This window comes from Streptomyces sp. NBC_00704, assembly GCF_036226605.1.
GTDB lineage: Bacteria > Actinomycetota > Actinomycetes > Streptomycetales > Streptomycetaceae > Streptomyces.
In genome coordinates, this window is record NZ_CP109001.1 from 32,027 (window position 1) to 49,984 (window position 17,958).

Consider the following 17,958-nt stretch of genomic DNA (forward strand, 5'->3'; position numbering starts at 1 on the left):
GGGTGCTTCGGGTGCTTCGGGTGCTTCAGATGTGCCGGGGGTGCCAGACGCACCAGGTGTGCCGGGGGTCCGCCGGACGGTGCGTCAGGACGCGGGCACCGGGTCGGGCGCCGCCTGGCAGACGGCGTCCTTGCCCTTCTTCGACGCCGGACGGGTGCCGTCCCGGAAGAAGTCGCCGACGTACTTGTTCAGGCAGGTGTTGTTGTTGGCCGACAGCGCCGCACCGACGTTGTGCCCGCCCTTCTCCAGTATCAGCCGGGAGTTGGGGAACAGCGCGTGCGTCTCGACGGCGCCGGCGACGCCGTGCGCGTTGTCGAACTGGGGCTGCACCAGCAGCACGTCCACCTGGGCGTTGCCGATCTTCATCGGCTTGCGGGCCGGCTCCGGCCAGAAGGCGCACGGCGCGTCGTACCAGGCGTTGGGCCAGGTCAGGATGCGCGCGCCGGCCTGGTACTGGCGGTCGCGGTCCTTGCTCCAGCGGTTCCAGTTCTGCGGCCACGGGCCGTCGAGGCAGTTCACCGCGTTGGTCATCGCGTGCCGGTTCTGGTGCGGGAAGCCCGGCGGGGTGTAGCCGGTCCGCAGCGACGTCGGGTCCTTGCGCACCACGAAGTCGGAGAGCACCTGCGCCCGCGAGAGCCACGTCCAGCTGCGGTAGACGACCGGCTCGAACATGTCCGCCCACTCCGCGGGGCCGATCTTGCCGTCGAGGGGCGCCGCCGTCAGCTCGTCCTGCGCCCTGTAGTAGTTCGCCTCGACCGCCGCCTCGGTCGTGCCGAGGTGGTAGACGGCGTCGTACTTGGCGACCCAGGCGAAGAAGATCTCCGCGTTGCGCTCGGACAGCACGTTCTTGCGCAGGCTGTTGCGGTATCCCACGCCGCTGGGACGCACCACGCTGTCCAGCACCATCCGCTGCAACCGGTGCGGGAACAGGGTGGCGTAGACCGAGCCGAGGTAGGTGCCCCAGTCGGTGCCGAAGTAGGTGATCTTCTCCTGGCCCAGCGCGATCCGCATCCGGTCCAGGTCGCGCGCCGCCTCCTCGGTGCCGAGGTGCGAGAGCACGTCGCCGTACTTCTCACCGCAGCTGTCCGCGTAGGCGCGGGCGCGCTTGACCCACTGCCGCTCGGCGGCGGGCGTGGCCGGCACCGGGTCCGGCTGCGCGTGCCCGGGGTCGAGGTAGCCGACGTCGCAGACGACGGACGGCTCGCTGGCGCCGACGCCGCGCGGGTCGAAGCCGATCCAGTCGTAGGCCGCGCCGACGTCCTTGGCCAGTCCGGTGGTGCCCAGGGCGTACCGGGTGGGCAGGTCACGGCCGATGCCGCCGGGCCACTGGCCGCGGTTGAGGATCACGACGCCCTTGTACTCGCTGTCGGGGGCGGTGTGCCTGGCCCGGGTCAGCGCCAGGCTGATCTTCCTGCCCTGCGGGGCGTCGTAGTCGAGCGGCACCTGCACCGTGCCGCACTCCAGGTTCTTGAGCATGTCGCCGAGAACCGGGTCGCCGCCCGGACACGGCACCCAGTCGACGGTGCCGGCGGCCGGCACGGCCGCATCGTTCGCCACCGCGACCGGGGCGACGGCCGAGCCCACCAGCGCGGCCGCGATCACCGGTATGACCAACGCAAGCTTTCTCACGTGATTCCCCTCCTATTTCAGCGCGCTCGCAGCGTGGCACCGGCCTGTCGGCTCACACTCAAGAACGCCTGGAAACCGCCTTGAGGCGGCACGCGGGGCGCTGCTACGGCCTCCCGGATTTCCCTAGCATGAGGCGACGAAATTCCGACCCCCCGGGAGTGAGAATGTCCGACGCGGCCATCCAGGGAATCAAGACCGTGCTGCACCCGGTGGCGGACATGGCGGCCGCCAGGAAGCTGTACGCCGCCCTGCTCGGCACCGAGCCGCAGACCGACTCGGAGTACTACGTCGGGTTCGACGTCGCGGGCCAGCACATCGGGCTGGTGCCGGCCGGGGCGCAGGGCGTCACCTCGCAGGTCGCCTACTGGCACGTGAGCGACCTCGACGCGAAGCTGACCGAGGTCACCGCCGCGGGCGCCACGGTGAGCAGCCCCGCCAAGGAGGTCGGCGGCGGCCGCCGGGTGGCGACGGTCACCGACCTCGACGGCAACGTGCTGGGGCTGCTCCAGGACAGCTGACGCGGCGTCCGGCGGGCCCGCCGGACGCCGCGGGCCCGTCGAGTCCGTCTCGAGAGGGCTTCGAGGGCGGCCGTCCAGCCTCACCGGACAGGGTGGGCGCCGGGCCGCCGTCGCGGCCGGCGGGGCCCGCGGCGCACCCTTCCGTCCCCTCAAGGAAAAGGGAAAAGGACATGCTTCGAGCGTGGAATTCCGACTGCGACGTGATCTCATGAAAATCCTCGTCACCGGCGGGGCCGGATTCATCGGCTCGCATTACGTACGGACCATGCTCGACGGGGGGTATCCGGGTTTCGAGGACGCGCACGTCACCGTCCTGGACGCGCTGACGTACGCGGGGAACCGTGACAACCTCCCCGCCTCCCACCCGCGGCTGTCCTTCGCACACGGGAACATCCTCGACCGGGAGCTGCTGAGCGGCCTGCTCGACGGCCAGGACGCGGTGGTGCACTTCGCGGCCGAGAGCCACGTCGACCGCTCGATCGCCAGCGGCGCGGCGTTCGTGCGCACCAACGTGGAGGGCACCCAGGCCGTGCTCGAAGCGAGCCTCGCGGCCGGCGTCGAACGCGTCGTGCACATCTCGACCGACGAGGTGTACGGCTCCATCGAGGAGGGCGAGTGGACCGAGGAGTCCCCGCTGCTGCCCAACTCGCCCTACGCCGCGTCCAAGGCCGCCTCCGACCTCATCGCCCTGGCCTACTTCCGCACCCACCGGCTGAACGTCTCGGTCACCCGGTGCTCCAACAACTACGGGCCCTACCAGCACCCGGAGAAGTTCATCCCGCTCGCCGTCACCCACCTGCTCGAAGGCCGCCCCATACCCGTCTACGGCGACGGCGGGCAGGTCCGCGAGTGGCTGCACGTGGACGACCACTGCCGCGCCGTGCAGCGGGTCCTCACCGACGGCCGGGCGGGCGAGGCCTACAACATCGGCGCCGGCACGCCCGTGCCGAACCTGGAGCTGGCCCACCGGCTCGCCGAACTGTGCGGCGCCGGACCGGACATGATCCGGCACATCACCGACCGCAAGGGCCACGACCGGCGCTACGCCCTCGACCAGGGCCGCATCGAGCGCGAACTCGGCCACCGGCCGCTGACCGCGTTCGACACCGGGCTCGCCGAGACCGTCGCCTGGTACCGGGACAACCCCACGTGGTGGAAGCCGCTCAAGGAGAACGGCGGCCGCCCGTGAGCGCCCCGGCCCGGCTGGTGCCGCGCACCAGGGCGGCGGTCGCCGAGCGCCTGGCGCTGTCGGCCGCGACCGCCGAGGGCGTGCACACCGCGACGTCCGAGGTGCCGGGCTGGCTGGACCGGCACCGGCGCGAGTGCGGGACGGTGGTGCGGCGCATCCCGTTCGCCGCCCTCGACAACTGGTCCTTCGCCCCGGACACCGGGAACCTGCGGCACGGCAGCGGACGGTTCTTCACCGTCGAGGGCCTGCACGTGACCCGGCCGCAGACGCAGTGGCAGCAGCCGATCATCGTGCAGTCGGAGATCGGCATCCTCGGCATCCTGGCCAAGGAGTTCGACGGGGTCCTGCACTTCCTGATGCAGGCCAAGATGGAGCCCGGCAACCCCGACCTGGTGCAGCTCTCGCCCACCGTGCAGGCCACCCGCAGCAACTACACGCAGGCGCACGGGGGAAGCGGGGTGCGGTACCTGGAGCACTTCCTCGCCCCCCGGCGCGAGCAGGTGCTCACCGACGTCCTCCAGTCCGAGCACGGCGCCTGGTTCTTCCGCAAACGCAACCGCAACATGATCGTCGAGGTGGACGGCGACGTCCCCGTCCACGACTCCTTCCGCTGGCTCACCCTGGGCCAGATCCTGCGGCTGCTGCGCCTGGACAACGTCGTGAACATGGACGCGCGCACGGTGCTGGCGAGCGCGCCCGCGGTGCCGGCCGAGACGCGGGCGCTGTCCTCCGACGCCGACCTGCTGGCCTGGTTCACGGGGGAGCGGGCCCGGCACGACGTCCGCGCCCGGCTCATGCCGCTGCGCGACATCGCCGGCTGGCAGCGAGGCGAGCACGCGCTCGGCCGGACCGACGGCAGGTTCTTCCGGGTCGTCGCGGTGTCGGTCGAGGGCGCGGGCCGCGAGGTCGCCGGCTGGACCCAGCCCCTCATCGAACCGGTCGAGCGCGGTGTCGTCGGCTTCGCTCACCGGGTCTTCGACGGCGTCCCGCACGTCCTGGCGCACGCGCGCGTCGAAGGCGGCTTCCTCGACACCGTCGAGCTCGCGCCGACCGTGCAGTGCGTCCCGTCGAACTACGCGCCCCTGCCGGCCGGGGAGCGGCCGCTCTTCCTGGACGCGGTGCTGAACGCCCCGCCCGAGCGCGTCCGCTACTCGACCGTGCACTCCGAGGAGGGCGGCCGGTTCCTCGACGCCGAGAGCCGCTACCTGATCGTCGAGACCGACGAGGCGACGACGCCGGACGAGCCGCCGCCCGGATACCACTGGGTCACGCCGGGCCAGCTCAGATGGCTCGCCGCGCACAGCCGCTACGTCAACGTGCAGGCCAGGACGCTGCTCGCCGTCCTCGACGCGGCGCTCGGCGGCGACGGCGCGCCCTGAGCCGCGAGGACCGCGCCGAGGGGGCGCGCAGATGACGTCAGGCCCTGTCCGGGGAGTGCCACCGGACAGGGCCTGACGGGTTCGCGGGGGCTTACTGGGCCGCGGTGAGCCTGCTGGTCATCGGCGTCCACGTCTTGGGGTTGATGCGCCAGTCCACCGCCTCCTGCTTGGTGACGACGTTGACCCGGTTCCAGAGGTTGACCAGCCCGATGTGCAGGACCACGGCGGCCAGCTGCACCTCGGTCCAGTGCCTGGCGGCCTCCTCCCAGACCTCGTCCGAGACGGGGTCCTCGCGGCCGTCGATCCGCGTGGCGGCCTCGGACAGCGCCAGCAGCGAGCGCTCGGCGTCGGTGAAGCAGGTCTGCTCCCGCCACGTCTCCACCAGCGGCAGACGGCGGTCCTCCTCCCCCGCGTCCTCGAACTCCTTGGGCTTGCGGGGCAGATGGACCGTGCGCCCGTTGATCTGGCTCACCCTCAGGTGGACGAGCACGAGCGTCTGCAGGGGAACGCCGACGCTGTTGACGGCCTTGACCAGCGCGCGCATCGGCGGAAGAACGTCGGGAACCACCAGGGAGGGGTTCGGCATCCGCGGCGACATAATTCTCCTTCGCATGGGGATCGGAAATCAGTTTGCCCTCGGGGCCGCCTTTTCTCAATGAATCGAAAATGCGGCGGACGTCTCTTTCCGCAGGCGCCTTGCGGCGTGTGCGAGGGCTTGGTGAAGTCGTTTGTCGGGCGTGTAACCGGATTCCCACTGCACGCCGATCGCAAAGGGGTGGTCCATGACTTCCACGGCCTCGACGGTGCCGTCACCGGCCCGCCCGGTGACGGTGAGGCCGCTGCCGAGCCGGTCCACCGCCTGGTGGTGGTGGCAGGCCGTCTCCGGCTCGTCCTCGTCGAGGACGGCGGCGATCAGACTGCCGGGCGCCAGCTTCAGCGGCTGGCGGCCGAGGGTGAAGTCGGCCGTCCGCGGCCGGTGGCCGTCATGGCCGGTGACGTCCGACAGGTGCTGATGGAGGGTGCCGCCGTGCAGCACGTTGAGCAGCTGCATCCCGCGGCAGATCGCCAGCAGCGGCAGACCTGCCTCCAACGCCCGGCCCACCAGCGCCAGTTCGGCCCGGTCGGCGTCCGGGTCCGGTGCCCGGGTCGCCGGGTGGGCCGGCGCGCCGTACAGCGCCGGGTCCAGGTCGGGGCCGCCCGGCACCAGCAGCCCGTCCAGCCGGCCGACGATTTCCTCGGCCCCCGGCGCCAACGGCAGCAGCAGGGGAGTGCAGCCCGCCTCGGCCAGGAACGCCACGTGCGACTGCAACGCCAGGGAGACGACCAGATCGCCGCCCTGGAGGGTGACCGGCGCCGTCCGCGCGCAGATCCCCACCACCGGCCGCCGCCGGTCGGGCGCCGGACCGTTCGTGACTGAATTCATGACGACCCCCGTCGGTTTCCGGGTTCAACCGAGGAAAGTAAGCAGATGGAACACGCCCTTCCCCGGACAGGCGGAACCGCCAAAATATCGGGGGCGTGATGCGCGGGCCATCGTTCACGGCCCGCTCGAGGCCGCGACTACTGAACAGATAGCGATCCTGCTATCACAGGGGTCCGGGGATTTTGCCCCAGCGAAAACTGTCGCAGCCATTCAACCGAGGTGACCATGATCGAGGCCAAGAACCTCACGAAACGCTACGGCGACAAGACCGCCGTGAACGGCCTGTCGTTCACGGTCGAGCCCGGCCGGGTCACCGGCTTCCTGGGCCCCAACGGCGCGGGCAAGTCCACCACCATGCGGCTGCTGCTGGGACTCGACCGGCCCGACGCCGGCGAGGCCACCGTCAACGGCGTCCCCTACCGCGAACTGGCGCGCCCCCTGCGCGTCGTCGGGGCCCTGCTGGAAGCGCGCGCCGTGCACACCGGCCGCAGCGCCCACGACCACCTGCTCTGCCTCGCCCAGACCCAGGGCATCGGCCGGCGCCGCGTCGAGGAGGTCATCGAACAGGTCGGGCTGGCGTCGGTGGCCCGCAAGAGGGCCGGCGGCTTCTCCCTCGGCATGGGACAGCGCCTGGGCATCGCCGCCGCACTGCTCGGCGACCCCGCCGCACTGGTCCTGGACGAGCCCGTCAACGGCCTCGACCCCGAGGGCATCCTCTGGATCCGCAACCTGATGAAGTCGCTCGCGGCCGAGGGCCGCGCGGTCTTCGTCTCCAGCCATCTGATGAACGAGATGGCCGTCACCGCCGATCACCTCATCGTCATCGGCCGCGGCCGGCTGGTCGCCGACTGCTCCACCAAGGAGTTCATCGAGCGCAGCACGGAACAGTCCGTGCTCGTCAGGACGCCCGACGGCGCGCAGCTCGCCGAACTGCTCGAGCGCCACGGCGCCACCGTCGCCCGCACCGACGAGGGCGACCTCGACGTCGGCGGCCTCGAGGCCCCGCGCATCGCCGAACTCGCCGCCGCCGACGGCCTGGTGCTGCACGAGCTGTCGACCCGCCGGGGCTCCCTGGAGGAGGCCTTCATGGAACTGACCAAGGACGCCGTCGAGTACGACGCCGGCGTGCCCACCGCCGGAGGTGTGAAGTGAGCGCCACGACCGCCCCCCTCACCGGGTCCGGCCCGGCCGCCCGCGGCCGCGGACCGGGCTTCGGCAACCTGATGCTCTCCGAGTGGACGAAGATCCGCTCCGTGCGCTCCACCGTCTGGTCGCTCGCCATCCTGGTCGTCCTCACCCTGGTGTTCACCGCGCTGTTCCTGCAGATGGGCATCTCCAACTGGGACAAGACCGACCCCGCCCAGCAGGCCGAGATGCGCCTCGACCCGACGGGCACCATCCTGGGCAGCGGCATCCTGCTCAGCCAGCTCGCGGTGTGCGTGCTCGGCGTCATGGCGATCGCCTCCGAGTACTCCACCGGCATGATCCGCGCCAGCCTGCTCGCCGTGCCCCGCCGGGTGCCCGTGCTGACGGCCAAGTCGACGGTGTTCGCCCTGCTCGTCCTCGCGGTCGGCGAACTGACCGCGTTCGGCTCGTTCTTCATCGGCGCGCCCATCATGGACGGCAAGGCGCCGGTCGCCCTCGGCGATCCCGGCGTCCTGCGCGCCGTCGCCGGCTGCGGCCTCTACCTCGCCCTGCTCGGCCTGTTCGCCCTGGCCGCCGGCGCGATCATCCGGCACACCGCGGCCAGCATCACCATCGTCATCGGCTTCGTCCTGGTGATCACCCCGATGGCGGCGCTGCTGCCCGGCAGCGTGGGCGAGCACATCCACGCCTGGCTCCCCACCCAGGCCGGCTTCATGATCACCCAGCAGGCGCCGCGCGCCGGCGACCTGCTGGGACCGTGGGAGGGCCTGGGCGTGCTCGCGCTCTGGACGGCCGCCCTGCTGACCGTCGCGGCGGTGCAACTGCGGCGCCGCGACGCCTGATCCCCGCGGGCGTCCGTCCCCCCCTCGGCGGACGCCCGCGGTGCCGTGCGTCCAGAGAACGTCGACCTGCCCTCCACCGGGGCTGGAGACCCCCCTGCGACCCTCTTCGCCAGCGGCAGCAGAGAGGGAGTCAGCGGAATGTCTCAGAGGAACGCGCAAGCCGTCTCGATAACGAGTGCATTCAGTGTCGTCCGGATGGAGGGCGCCGGATCCTCGGCGCACAGCGAATTCGATCCGAGGAACTTCGACGAACTCCCGGCACGCGAAGTTCCCCTCTCCGCTCTCTCTCCCGGGGTTTCTCTGCGCCAGGGCGGAACGGACGCCGCTCATGTCCGGACTCTCGTCGACGCCGCGGATTCCGCGGAACTGCCCCCCATTCTCGTCCAGGTGGACGGCTGCCGGGTCATCGACGGACTGCACCGCCTGGAGGCCGCCCGCCTCATGGGCGACGAGAGCATCCGCGCCCGCTTCCTCGACTGCTCCAACTCCGAGGCCCTCGTCATCGCGATGAAGGCCAACGGCCTGCACGGCCTGCCGCTGTCGCGGGCCGACCGCGTCGCCGGAGCGCAGCGCGTCCTCGGCTCCCACCCCGACTGGTCCGACCGCGCCATCGCGGGCATCGCCGGACTGAGCGCCAAGACGATCGCCTCGCTGCGCGACCGCTCCGCGATCGCCACCCCCCAGGGCGGCAAGCGCATCGGCCAGGACGGCAGGCGGCGCCCGGTGGACGCGGGCGAGGGCAGGCGGCGCGCCGCCGAGTACATCGCCGCCCATCCGGAGGCCCCGCTGCGCCAGGTCGCGCGGGCCACCGACGTGTCGCTGGGCACGGTGCACGACGTCAGCGCACGGCTGCGGCGCGGCGAGGGGCCCGAACGCAACGGGCGCCGGACCCACGGCGCGCGCCCGCAGCACGTGCGGCCCGTCCACTCCGTACCCCCGCCCGACGACGTGACGGCACCGGCCGAGGGGGCCGGCGACGGCGTCCGGCGGGCGTCGCTGCGGGTCGCGGCCGGCGCCGAGGCCCCGCCGCCGCAGCGCCGCAACCACACCGAGGCCCCGCCCACCTGGGCGGCGGTGGCGGCCAAGATGGCCACCGACCCCGCCATCCGCTACACCGCGGACGGCCGGGAACTGCTGCGCTGGATGCAGGCCCACGCCACCGAGCCCGGCGAGGACTGGCGACGGCTCGTCGACGCCGTCCCGCCGCACTGGCTCGGCGTCGTCGCCCCCATCGCCGAGCACATCGGCAAGGAATGGTGTCTGCTCGCCGAACGCCTGAAGACCCGTCAGGACCTGTGCCGCAAACTGTCCCCCTCGGGCCCCTGACGACCCGGTCCGCCGCCGGGCGTGACCGCTCGGTCCCTCGCCGGGGCCGGTTCGGCGGGTACCGCCCGCAGCCGGGTCACGCTGGCCCGGCCCTGTGCCGGGGCGGTCGTGGCCGGGGTGGTCGCGGCGCACCCGGGGTGCGGCACGACGACCGCCGGGGGCTCCAGGCCGGGCAGGGCGAGCAGCGCCGGCGGATCCGACGGGAGGGCCGGCCGCAGCCGCACCGCCGCGCTGGTGACCTCCCCCGCGGTGACGGTCACGGTCGTGGCGCGGTCGCCCGCGACGAGCGGGGTCCGCACGGCCCGCGGATCGTGACCGGCGCCGGCGGCCACCGCCACCGCGAGCAGATGCCAGCGCCCCTCGGGGACGTCCCGCAGGGTGTAGCAGGACGGACGGTCGCACGGCACGTCGACGACGGCCGAGGCGACGGCCGGGTACTGGACGACGGCCGTGGCGAAGGCCCCCAGGAACACGCGGGCGTTGCCGTGGCCCGGCGGCAGCCTGACCGTGCCCGCGACCGAGCCGCGGGGCGCGTGCGGGCCCGGCTCCGGACCCGGCGGGACCTCCCCCTCGTCGCGGCACAGCCGGCGGAACCGGCCGGGAGACATTCCGACAAGGGCCGTGAAGGACCGCGTGAACGCGTCCGCGCTCGGGAATCCGACCGCCGCGGATATCTCCGCGATGGCCGAAGAGGTGCCCTCGATCAGTTTCTTCGCTTCGTGAATCCGCACCGCTTCGAGAAATCGCCGGGGACTCGTCCCGGTCTCCTCCTGGAAAACGCGCGAGAAATCGAAACGGCCGAGCGGAGTCCTCCGGGCGATGTCCGTGACGGTCAGCGGATCGCCGAATCGCTCGCGCATGTAAGCGACCGCCTTCTCCACCGCTGCGTCCATAGCTCACCTCACCACGTGTCGAACCCCTCAACAGGGTGGCTCGGGAGTGTCGTGATCCGCTCGAACACCGCTCGAGAACCACTACAGGCCGCGGTGAGGAGGAGACCGGGGGCCGGGAGCCCCCGCAGGGCCGTCCGCGGCCGGCGCGGGGGAGCCGGATCCGGTGCCGGCCGGGACGGCGCCGGGGCGGTGTCACCCGTCCGGCGGCAGTCGCGGATCGGCGCCGCGGAACCCGCGCCACCTCGGAAAACCCTGCCGCGACCGCGGCGACGGCGAGCGCCGGCGGGCCCCGGGCGGCCCGGCGCCCGCCGTCCGCCCGCCGCGCCCGCCCGGCCTCCCGGCGGGTTCGCGGCTCCCCGACAGCCCGCGAGGACCGGGCGCACCGGCGCGCCGGCCCGTCCCTCGGCGGCCGTCCGGGCGGCGCGTCCGGCCGCCGCACGGGCGTCGGATCCCCAACTCCCTTGGCACGGGCGGGGCTAGAGTGACCGGCATGACCTCCCTCGCATCCGTCACCCTGGAGGTGGCCGATCTCGCGGCCGCCGAGAGCTTCTACTCCGACGCCTTCGGGCTGGGCCCGCGGCTGCGGCTGCGGGCCTCCGACGCGCAGACGACCGGATTCCGCGGGTTCACGATGTCGATCACCGTCTCCCAGCCCGCCGACGTCGACAGCTTCATCGAGTCCGCCCTCAAGGCCGGCGCCACGACCCTGAAGCCCGCCGCGAAGTCCCTGTGGGGCTACGGCGGCGTCGTGCAGGCCCCGGACGGCACGATCTGGAAGACGGCGACCTCGTCGAAGAAGAACACCGGCCCCGCCACCCGCGCCGTCGACGACCTCGTGCTCCTGCTCGGCGTCGAGGACGTCAAGGCGAGCAAGCAGTTCTACGTCGAGCGCGGCCTGTCCGTCGGCAAGAGCTTCGGCGGCAAGTACGTCGAGTTCGCCTCCGACGACGCCGCCCCCGTCAAGCTCGCGCTCTACAAGCGGAAGGGCCTGGCCAAGGACGTCGGGGTGGCCGAGGAGGGCGGCGGCTCGCACCGCCTCGTGCTCGGCAGCACGTCCGGCTCCTTCACCGACCCGGACGGCTTCGTCTGGGAGGCCGCGCAGGCGTAGGCCCGAGCCGTCCCGCACCGGGGACGGACCGGTGACGGCGGGAACACGAACGCGCCCACCGAGCGGTGCCATTCGCACGGGCACCGATCGGTGGGCTGCGGTCTCGTCCAGGAGGGCGCGCGTCGCTCAGCCGAAGGAGATCCCGGCGCCGACCGCGCCGGTGGCGTCCTGGTAGGCGACCAGCTGGCACTGCTGCGCGGCGCAGTCGACGGTCACGGACGTGCCGGCGCCGGTGCTCCAGTCGGTGGCCTTGAACTGCTTGTGCACCGTGTAGGACGCGGTGAAGACGCCGTCGGCGCCGACGGTGGCCGTGGTCAGCGCGTCGGTGCAGGTGGTGTTCTCCCGGCACTGCGACACGGCGACCTGGGCGCCCGCCGGGAAGCCGGTGCCGGTGACGGTCACGGTCTGGCCGTCCGCCAGACCGCTGCCGGGCGAGACGGCCACCGCCGCGGCCGCGGAGGCCGGAGCGGCGGAGACGGCGAAGGCGGCCACGACGGCGGAACCCAGCAGGCCGGCCTTGGTCAGACGCGAGCGGATCTGCATGTTCTTCTCCCCGATGAGTGCGGAAACGGAACCGGAACGGCGCGTTCTGATGATCACGCCTCACCCAGAGTCGACCGCACCGCATGAGAACGGCTCGAAGCCCACTCGAAACCTGCTCGACCCCACGAGGGAGCGTGCTCGACCCCGCGAGGGAGCCGGCTCGATTCCGCCGGGGAGCGTGCTCGGTTCGCGGGGGAGCGGGCTCGATTCGGCGGGGGAGCGTGCTCGATGCGCGGGGGAGCGTGCTCGACCCCGTGAGGTGCGTGCTCGGTTCGCGGGGGGAGCGTGCCGCGTCGCGGCACCGCCTCCTGCCTCCGCCTCCTGCCCTCCGCCTCCTGCCTCAGCCTCCCGGCTCCCGGCTCCCGGCTTCCGGCTCCCGAGGGGGCGGCCGGGCGGCCCTACGGGTTGCCGAGCATGAAGCCGACGCCGCGCACCGTCACGATCCAGCCGCTGTCGCCCAGCTTGCCGCGCAGGCTGCTGACATGGGTGTCGACGGTACGGCGGGACCAGGAGTCGCCCCAGACCTGCTGGAGCAGCTGCTTGCGCGGGATGACGGTGTCGGGGTGCGAGGCCAGCAGGCACAGGAGGTCGAACTCCTTGCGGGTCAGGGCGACTTCCTCGCCGCCGACCAGGACCTCGCGGGAGCCCACGTCGATGTGCAGGCGGCCGTGCCGGATCTCGCGGGCGGCGGCGGGCTGCCACTCGGCGCGCCGCATCACCGCCTCGATGCGGGCCATCAGCTCGCGCAGCCCGTACGGCTTGGCCACGTAGTCGTCCGCGCCCGCCTGGAGGCCGAGGACGCAGTCCAGCTCGGAGGCGCGGGCGGTGACGATGATGACCGGCACCCGGCTGACGGCGCGGATGGCGCGGCAGACCTCCAGCCCGTCCAGGTCGGGCAGTTCGAGGTCCAGCAGGACGAGATCGGCGTCCTCGTGGGCGCGCAGCGCGGCCTCGCCGCGGCGCACGCCGAAGGCCTCGTGACCGTGCCGGCGCAACTGGGTGACCAGGGACTCGGCGCAGGAGTTGTCGGCGTCGACGACGAGGACGCGGCGGCCGGAGGGCATCGACACGGCCGCGCCGTGCCCGGCGGCGGCGGGCCCGCGGGGGACCGTGGGCCGGGGGGCGGCCGCGGCGGGGCCGGCGGGCGGGCGGGTGTCGAGCAGCGCCTGTGCCGATGTCACGGTCGTGCCTCCCCCGGGGGTGCGGTGCTGTGCGCGGGTCCGGGCCCCGCCCTGACCCGAATCTAGGCAAGCGCGGTCGAGCCCCGGTACAGCCCCGACTGCCTCGCACGGGGCAGGGTCCCCCAGGGGGCGCGGGTGTTACGGGTTGAGGACCCAGGCCGAGTCGTGGCGGGTGAAGCCGATGTGCGGGTAGTAGTCGACGGCCGCGGGCGCGGACAGCAGCACGAGCTTGGCGTCGGGCGCCTCGCCGCGCGTGGCGTCGATCAGCGCGCGGCCGACGCCGGAACGCTGGCGGTCCCGCACGACGGCGATGTCGGACACGTAGGTGACGTAGGAGAAGTCGGAGACGGCGCGCACGATGCCCAGCAGCGTGCCCTCGTCGTCGCGGGCCACCAGCACGAGGTTGGCGTTCTCGACCATGGCCGCGAACCGGTCCCGGTCCCCGACCGGCCGCCGCTCGCCGAGCCCGGAGGCCCGGTAGACGCCGAGGACCTCGTCCAGGTCGAGCGCGGCGCCGTCGACGCGGTCAATCTTCCAGCTCATGCAGCTTCTCCAATCGGGTGCGGATCACGTCGTGGTGCGTGAGGAAGCGCTCCGGGCCGAGCCCGGCCAGGTCGATGCCCTGCTTGGCCAGGGAGGCGCCGAAGTGCTCCCCCGTCGCCAGGGTGTGGCTCGCCGCCGCCTGCACGCTGCGGTACGCGCGCTCGCGCTCCATGCCGTCGCCGAGGAGCTCGGCGAGGACCGCGGAGCTGTGGACGAGGCCGTCGGTCTGGTCGACGTGCGCCCGCATCCGGTCGGCGTCCACGGTCAGCGACGCCACCAGATCGGCGGCCCCGGTCACCTGGAAGTGGCCGACGCTCAGGCTGTCCGGCAGGATCACCCGCTCCACGCTCTGGTGGGCGAGGTCGCGCTCGTGCCAGAGCGCCACGTTCTCCATCGCGGTGTCGGCGTAACCGCGCAGCAGACGGGCCAGCCCGCACAGCCGCTCGCTCGTGGTGGGGTTGCGCTTGTGCGGCATGGCGCTGGACCCCTGGTAGGCGCCGGTGCGCGCCTCCTCGACCTCACGCACCTCGGTGCGCTGCAACAGCCGCAGCTCCAGGGCGATCTGCTCCACGCACGCGCCCAGGACGGCCACGGCCTGGAGGAGCTGGGCGTGCCGGTCGCGGGCGACGACCTGGCTCGGCGCGGGCTCCACGCCGAGGCCGAGCGCCCCGCAGACGTACTCCTCGACGTACGGGTCGATCAGCGCGTACGTGCCGACGGAGCCGGAGACGGTGCCGACGGCGACGGCCTCGCGGGCGGCGGCGAGCCGGCGCAGCGAGCGGTCCACGGCGAAGGCGTGCCCGGCGAGCTTGTGCCCGAAGGTGGTGGGCTCCGCGTGCATGCCGTGGGTGCGGCCCACCATCACGGTGTCCCAGTGCTCCAGGGCCCGCGTGGTCAGCACCCGGCGCAGCCGCCGGGCCGCGTCCGCGAGCAGGTCGGCGGCGCGGGCCAGGGTGTGGCCGAGCGCGGTGTCGACGAGGTCGTAGCTGGTCATGCCGAGGTGCACCCACCGCGCCGAGGACGCGGGGATGTCCTCGCAGTAGGCGGCGAGGAAGGACAGCACCTCGTGGTCGCGCTCGCGCTCGATCTCGGCGACCCGCTCCGGGTCCGGGACCCGGGCGCGGCGCATGTCCTCGACCGCCTCGTGCGGGACGCGGCCGAGGGCGGCCTGCGCCTGCGAGGCGAGGATCTCCACCCGCACCCAGGTGGCGTAGCGGGTGCGGTCGCTGAAGAGGTCCGCCATCTCGGGCAGCGTGTAACGGGCGATCATGCGAGGCCTCCGTCGGGAGTGGAACGGCACGGCACAGGGGCTCGACGCGGGTCAGTAGGCGCCGAAGTACTCACGCTGCTCCCACTCGGTGACCCGGCCGGAGGCGGGCGCCGCCTGCACGCACCAGGCCTCGTAGCGGCGCAGCTCGCTCTCCTTCAGCTTGACCAGGCAGGCGGCGAGCGGCTCGCCGAGCAGCCGGGCGGCCCGTCCCGCGCGGAACGCGTCGAGGGCCTCGCCCAGGTGCTGCGGCACCAGACCGGCGCCGTCGGAGGGGGCGGGCGCGGCCTGGCCGGTCAGGCCCTCCAGTCCCGCGAAGAGCTGCGCGGCGATGTTCAGGTACGGGTTGGCGCACGGCTCGCCGATGCGGTTCTCGATGTGCGCCCCGCCGCCGTGGCCGACGACGCGCAGCATCGCGCTGCGGTCCTCCTGGCTCCAGCCGAGCCGGGTGGGCGCGAGGGCGTGCTCGGCGGCGAGCCGCCGGTAGCCGTTGACGGTGGGCACCGACAGCAGGCACAGCTCGCGCGCCCAGGACAGCAGCCCCTCCGCGTACGCCTTGCCCTGCGGGGGCAGCCCGCCGGAGGGGCCCTCGGCGCCGAACAGGTTGCCGCCCGTGGCGAGGTCGGTGACCGACTGGTTGAGGTGCCAGCCGCTGGGGTCGGCGGCGTCGAGGAGAGGCTGCGACATGAACGAGGCGTGGTGGCCGCGGCGGGCGCACCAGCTCTTGGCGACCGTGCGGAAGAGCAGCATGGCGTCGGCGGCGTCCAGCGCGGACATCGGGCTGAACGTCGTCTCGACCTGACCGGGCCCGGACTCGTGCTCCATCGACCGCAGCGGCAGACCGAGGGCCAGCAGGTGCAGGGCGAGCGGGTCGGTCAGGGGGGCGACGGTGTCGTAGTGCGCGTCGAGGTTGAACTGGTAGCCGGCGTTCAGGGCCGCCACGCGCGGCGCCCGCCCCTGGAGCCCGAAGCCGTTGCCGGTGTTGCCGGGCTCGTCGTCGAGACGCCGGGTCAGGTACCACTCGACTTCCAGGCCGAGGACGGCGCCGAGGCCGTGCTCGGTGTACCGGTCGACGACGCGGCGCAGCACGGCCCGCGAGGACAGCGGGTGCGGACTGCCGTCGCGCAGGTACTCGTCGCCGATCACCCAGGCGGTGCGCGCGCCGCCGCCGGGCAGCCGCTGGAAGGTGAGCGGGTCGGGGACGAGGACGAAGTTGCCGGCGCCGGCGATCTCGTCGACGCCGATGCCGTGCTCGCCGAGGAAGTCGACGGCGACGGCGTGCCCGGTGTCGAAGACGAACGGACCGGGGCTGAAGTTCATGCCGTTGCGCAGCACGGAGCGGAACGCGGCGGCGGTGAGGGTCTTGGAGCGGGCCAGTCCGTGCGGGTCGCCGAAGACGAGGCGGACGAAGTCGAACTCGCCGAGGCCCGCCTCGATCCGCTCGGCGGCGGCGGTGCGGGCCTCGTCCCACAGCCCGTGATCGGCCACGAACGAGGGCCGCCCGACGCAGTCCTGCGCGGCGGGCGAGGACCATGACCTGACGTGCATGGGGAACGTCCTTTCCACGGGCGTGAGTTACCGGGCGGCCGCGGGTTCCAGGGCCCGCGCGGCGGGCGGCGCGAGCGTGCCGAGATCCGACTCCAGGCGTCCGGCGAGCGAGAGGACCAGGTCGTCCCCGCCGACGGGGCCGACCAGTTGCAGGCCCACCGGCAGGCCGGAGCGGGTGAGTCCGGCCGGCAGCGACAGGGCGGGCTGGCCGGTCATGTTGAAGGGGTACGAGGCGGGCGCCCAGGCCAGCCACCGCAGGTCGCGCGGATCGTCCGCCCAGGGCGGGCCGACGGCGTCGGCGGCGAACGGCTCGACGGGCACGGTGGCCATGGCGAGGACGTCGTAGCGGTCCATGACGGTGCGCAGGGTGGCGCGCAGGCCCTGGCGGACCTCCTCGGCGCGGATCACGTCGGCGCCGGTGAGGGTGCGCCCGTACCGGATGACCTCCAGGCGGCCGGGGTCGGCCCACTCGTCGTCCTCGGGGCGCGCCCCGGCCGCCTCGGACGCGGCCAGGAGGTCGACGAGCGCCGGGTACAGGCGGTCGCAGCGCACCTCGACGTCCTCGACCGCATGCCCCTGCCCCAGCAGGGCCAGGCGGGCCTGTCCGCCGACCCGGCGCACCTCGTCGGCGGTGCCGTCGTAGTCGATCCAGCCGATCCTGAGGCGGCGGTCGGCGCGCGGCGCGTCGAGCGAGCCGAGGCCGGAGTCGGGGTCGGCCGGATGCGGGCCGGACATGATCCGCCCGAGCAGCGCCGCGTCGGCCACGGTACGGGCCAGGGGGCCCTGGTGGGCGAGCCGGTCGGCGCTGTTGGGGACGTACGGGATGCGGCCCAGGGTGGGCTTGTAGCCGACGACGCCGCAGAACGCGGCCGGGATCCGGATCGATCCGGCCCCGTCGGTGCCCAGGGCGGCGTCGCACAGGCCCGCGGCCACCGCCGCGGCGGCGCCCCCGCTGGAGCCGCCCGCGGTCAGGCGCGGATCGTAGGGGTTGCGGGTGGGCGGGGCGACCCGGCTGACCGTCGAGGCGCTCCAGCCGTACTCGGAGGTGGCGGTCTTGCCGACGACGACGGCTCCGGCGGCGCGCAGCCGGGCCACCGCGGGAGCGTCCTCGCGGGGCCGGGCGTTGGGCAGCAGCGAGCCCCGCACGGTGGGCAGGTCACGGGTCTGGAGCAGGTCCTTCACCGACACGGTGACGCCGAGCAGCGGCAGCGTCCGCCAGGCGGCGGCGCCGAGCCGGCGGATCCGCGCGTCGGCGCGCTCCGCCGCCCGCAGCGCCTCCTCGCCCGCGACGGCGACGTACGCGTCGAGCGTGTCCCGCTCGCGCGCGGCGGTCAGGACGGCGCTCGTGTGCTCGACGGCGGACAGCTCGCCCCGCCGCAGGAGTTCCCTGGTGTGGCTGACGCCGCGGGCGGTCATTCGCTCT

General features: G+C 73.5%; 17 protein-coding genes. 7 read left to right on the top strand and 10 right to left on the bottom strand.

Annotated features, from left to right (window positions below; translation table 11 throughout):
- Positions 1 to 84: 84 nt before the first annotated feature.
- Positions 85 to 1,629, bottom strand: coding sequence for an alpha/beta hydrolase (locus OG802_RS35230; RefSeq protein WP_329417775.1), 1,545 nt, complete (start codon positions 1,627 to 1,629; stop codon positions 85 to 87).
- 164 nt (positions 1,630 to 1,793) lie between these two features.
- On the opposite strand from OG802_RS35230, the gene OG802_RS35235 reads away from it, so the two are divergent.
- The 3 genes from OG802_RS35235 (at position 1,794) to OG802_RS35245 (ending at position 4,715) form a co-directional block, all read left to right on the top strand.
- Entirely contained in the window at positions 1,794 to 2,147 is a 354-nt protein-coding gene (locus tag OG802_RS35235) for a VOC family protein (protein WP_329417777.1), read from the top strand.
- A gap of 208 nt (positions 2,148 to 2,355) precedes the next feature.
- Positions 2,356 to 3,336, top strand: coding sequence for a dTDP-glucose 4,6-dehydratase (rfbB, locus tag OG802_RS35240; protein WP_329417778.1), 981 nt, complete (start codon positions 2,356 to 2,358; stop codon positions 3,334 to 3,336).
- On the top strand, positions 3,333 to 4,715 hold the full coding sequence (locus OG802_RS35245; protein WP_329417781.1) for an NDP-hexose 2,3-dehydratase family protein: 1,383 nt from the start codon (positions 3,333 to 3,335) through the stop codon (positions 4,713 to 4,715). Before rfbB ends, OG802_RS35245 begins: the two co-directional genes overlap by 4 nt.
- Positions 4,716 to 4,806: 91 nt before the next feature.
- On the opposite strand, the gene OG802_RS35250 is transcribed toward OG802_RS35245, so the two are convergent.
- Positions 4,807 to 5,313, bottom strand: a complete 507-nt coding sequence (locus tag OG802_RS35250) for a carboxymuconolactone decarboxylase family protein (RefSeq protein ID WP_329417783.1) — start codon at positions 5,311 to 5,313, stop codon at positions 4,807 to 4,809.
- 54 nt (positions 5,314 to 5,367) lie between these two features.
- Positions 5,368 to 6,138, bottom strand: a complete 771-nt coding sequence (locus OG802_RS35255) for a gamma-glutamyl-gamma-aminobutyrate hydrolase family protein (RefSeq protein WP_329417785.1) — start codon at positions 6,136 to 6,138, stop codon at positions 5,368 to 5,370.
- 225 nt (positions 6,139 to 6,363) lie between these two features.
- Here OG802_RS35255 and OG802_RS35260 point away from each other — a divergent pair, with 225 nt between their 5' ends.
- The 3 genes from OG802_RS35260 (at position 6,364) to OG802_RS35270 (ending at position 9,452) form a co-directional block, all read left to right on the top strand.
- Positions 6,364 to 7,290 (top strand): ABC transporter ATP-binding protein, encoded by a 927-nt coding sequence (locus OG802_RS35260; protein WP_329417909.1) that lies wholly within the window; start codon positions 6,364 to 6,366, stop codon positions 7,288 to 7,290.
- Positions 7,287 to 8,126 carry an ABC transporter permease subunit gene (locus tag OG802_RS35265; RefSeq protein ID WP_329417788.1) on the top strand — a complete coding sequence of 280 codons (840 nt, stop codon included), beginning with the start codon at positions 7,287 to 7,289 and terminating at the stop codon, positions 8,124 to 8,126. Before OG802_RS35260 ends, OG802_RS35265 begins: the two co-directional genes overlap by 4 nt.
- 138 nt (positions 8,127 to 8,264) lie before the next feature.
- A complete protein-coding gene (locus tag OG802_RS35270) occupies positions 8,265 to 9,452 on the top strand; it encodes a nuclease (RefSeq protein ID WP_443055478.1) in 1,188 nt (395 codons plus the stop codon).
- Here the strand turns inward: OG802_RS35270 and OG802_RS35275 are convergent.
- Positions 9,413 to 10,345 (bottom strand): AraC family transcriptional regulator, encoded by a 933-nt coding sequence (locus OG802_RS35275; protein ID WP_329417793.1) that lies wholly within the window; start codon positions 10,343 to 10,345, stop codon positions 9,413 to 9,415. The two genes, OG802_RS35270 and OG802_RS35275, sit on opposite strands and share 40 nt — an antisense overlap.
- 490 nt (positions 10,346 to 10,835) lie before the next feature.
- Between OG802_RS35275 and OG802_RS35280 the strand changes: the two genes are divergently transcribed.
- A complete protein-coding gene (locus OG802_RS35280) occupies positions 10,836 to 11,453 on the top strand; it encodes a glyoxalase (RefSeq protein ID WP_329417795.1) in 618 nt (205 codons plus the stop codon).
- A gap of 126 nt (positions 11,454 to 11,579) precedes the next feature.
- Here OG802_RS35280 and OG802_RS35285 read toward each other — a convergent pair whose 3' ends face one another.
- The 6 genes from OG802_RS35285 to OG802_RS35310 form a co-directional block, all read right to left on the bottom strand.
- Positions 11,580 to 11,996 (bottom strand): enediyne antibiotic chromoprotein, encoded by a 417-nt coding sequence (locus tag OG802_RS35285; RefSeq protein ID WP_329417797.1) that lies wholly within the window; start codon positions 11,994 to 11,996, stop codon positions 11,580 to 11,582.
- 398 nt (positions 11,997 to 12,394) lie between these two features.
- Positions 12,395 to 13,060, bottom strand: coding sequence for a response regulator transcription factor (locus OG802_RS35290; protein WP_329417911.1), 666 nt, complete (start codon positions 13,058 to 13,060; stop codon positions 12,395 to 12,397).
- A 255-nt stretch (positions 13,061 to 13,315) separates the two neighbouring features.
- On the bottom strand, positions 13,316 to 13,720 hold the full coding sequence (locus tag OG802_RS35295; RefSeq protein WP_329417800.1) for a GNAT family N-acetyltransferase: 405 nt from the start codon (positions 13,718 to 13,720) through the stop codon (positions 13,316 to 13,318).
- Positions 13,704 to 14,990, bottom strand: coding sequence for an adenylosuccinate lyase (gene purB / locus OG802_RS35300; protein WP_329417803.1), 1,287 nt, complete (start codon positions 14,988 to 14,990; stop codon positions 13,704 to 13,706). The genes OG802_RS35295 and purB overlap by 17 nt, the downstream gene beginning before the upstream one ends.
- 51 nt (positions 14,991 to 15,041) lie before the next feature.
- Positions 15,042 to 16,535 carry a glutamine synthetase family protein gene (locus tag OG802_RS35305; protein ID WP_329417806.1) on the bottom strand — a complete coding sequence of 498 codons (1,494 nt, stop codon included), beginning with the start codon at positions 16,533 to 16,535 and terminating at the stop codon, positions 15,042 to 15,044.
- A gap of 27 nt (positions 16,536 to 16,562) precedes the next feature.
- The gene (locus tag OG802_RS35310) at positions 16,563 to 17,951 is read right to left on the bottom strand and encodes an amidase (protein ID WP_329417809.1); all 1,389 of its coding nucleotides are present in this window, start codon (positions 17,949 to 17,951) and stop codon (positions 16,563 to 16,565) included.
- Between the last annotated feature and the right edge of the window lie 7 nt (positions 17,952 to 17,958).

Excerpts from the sequence above, each read along its gene's own strand:
- OG802_RS35235 (WP_329417777.1), top strand. The coding sequence starts at position 1,794 with ATGTCCGACGCGGCCATCCAGGGAATCAAGACCGTGCTGCACCCGGTG.
- rfbB (WP_329417778.1), top strand. The coding sequence starts at position 2,356 with ATGAAAATCCTCGTCACCGGCGGGGCCGGATTCATCGGCTCGCATTAC.
- OG802_RS35250 (WP_329417783.1), bottom strand. The coding sequence starts at position 5,313 with ATGTCGCCGCGGATGCCGAACCCCTCCCTGGTGGTTCCCGACGTTCTT.
- OG802_RS35255 (WP_329417785.1), bottom strand. The coding sequence starts at position 6,138 with ATGAATTCAGTCACGAACGGTCCGGCGCCCGACCGGCGGCGGCCGGTG.
- OG802_RS35260 (WP_329417909.1), top strand. The coding sequence starts at position 6,364 with ATGATCGAGGCCAAGAACCTCACGAAACGCTACGGCGACAAGACCGCC.
- OG802_RS35270 (WP_443055478.1), top strand. The coding sequence starts at position 8,265 with ATGTCTCAGAGGAACGCGCAAGCCGTCTCGATAACGAGTGCATTCAGT.
- OG802_RS35275 (WP_329417793.1), bottom strand. The coding sequence starts at position 10,345 with ATGGACGCAGCGGTGGAGAAGGCGGTCGCTTACATGCGCGAGCGATTC.
- OG802_RS35280 (WP_329417795.1), top strand. The coding sequence starts at position 10,836 with ATGACCTCCCTCGCATCCGTCACCCTGGAGGTGGCCGATCTCGCGGCC.
- OG802_RS35285 (WP_329417797.1), bottom strand. The coding sequence starts at position 11,996 with ATGCAGATCCGCTCGCGTCTGACCAAGGCCGGCCTGCTGGGTTCCGCC.
- OG802_RS35290 (WP_329417911.1), bottom strand. The coding sequence starts at position 13,060 with ATGCCCTCCGGCCGCCGCGTCCTCGTCGTCGACGCCGACAACTCCTGC.
- OG802_RS35295 (WP_329417800.1), bottom strand. The coding sequence starts at position 13,720 with ATGAGCTGGAAGATTGACCGCGTCGACGGCGCCGCGCTCGACCTGGAC.
- purB (WP_329417803.1), bottom strand. The coding sequence starts at position 14,990 with ATGATCGCCCGTTACACGCTGCCCGAGATGGCGGACCTCTTCAGCGAC.
- OG802_RS35305 (WP_329417806.1), bottom strand. The coding sequence starts at position 16,535 with ATGCACGTCAGGTCATGGTCCTCGCCCGCCGCGCAGGACTGCGTCGGG.
- OG802_RS35310 (WP_329417809.1), bottom strand. The coding sequence starts at position 17,951 with ATGACCGCCCGCGGCGTCAGCCACACCAGGGAACTCCTGCGGCGGGGC.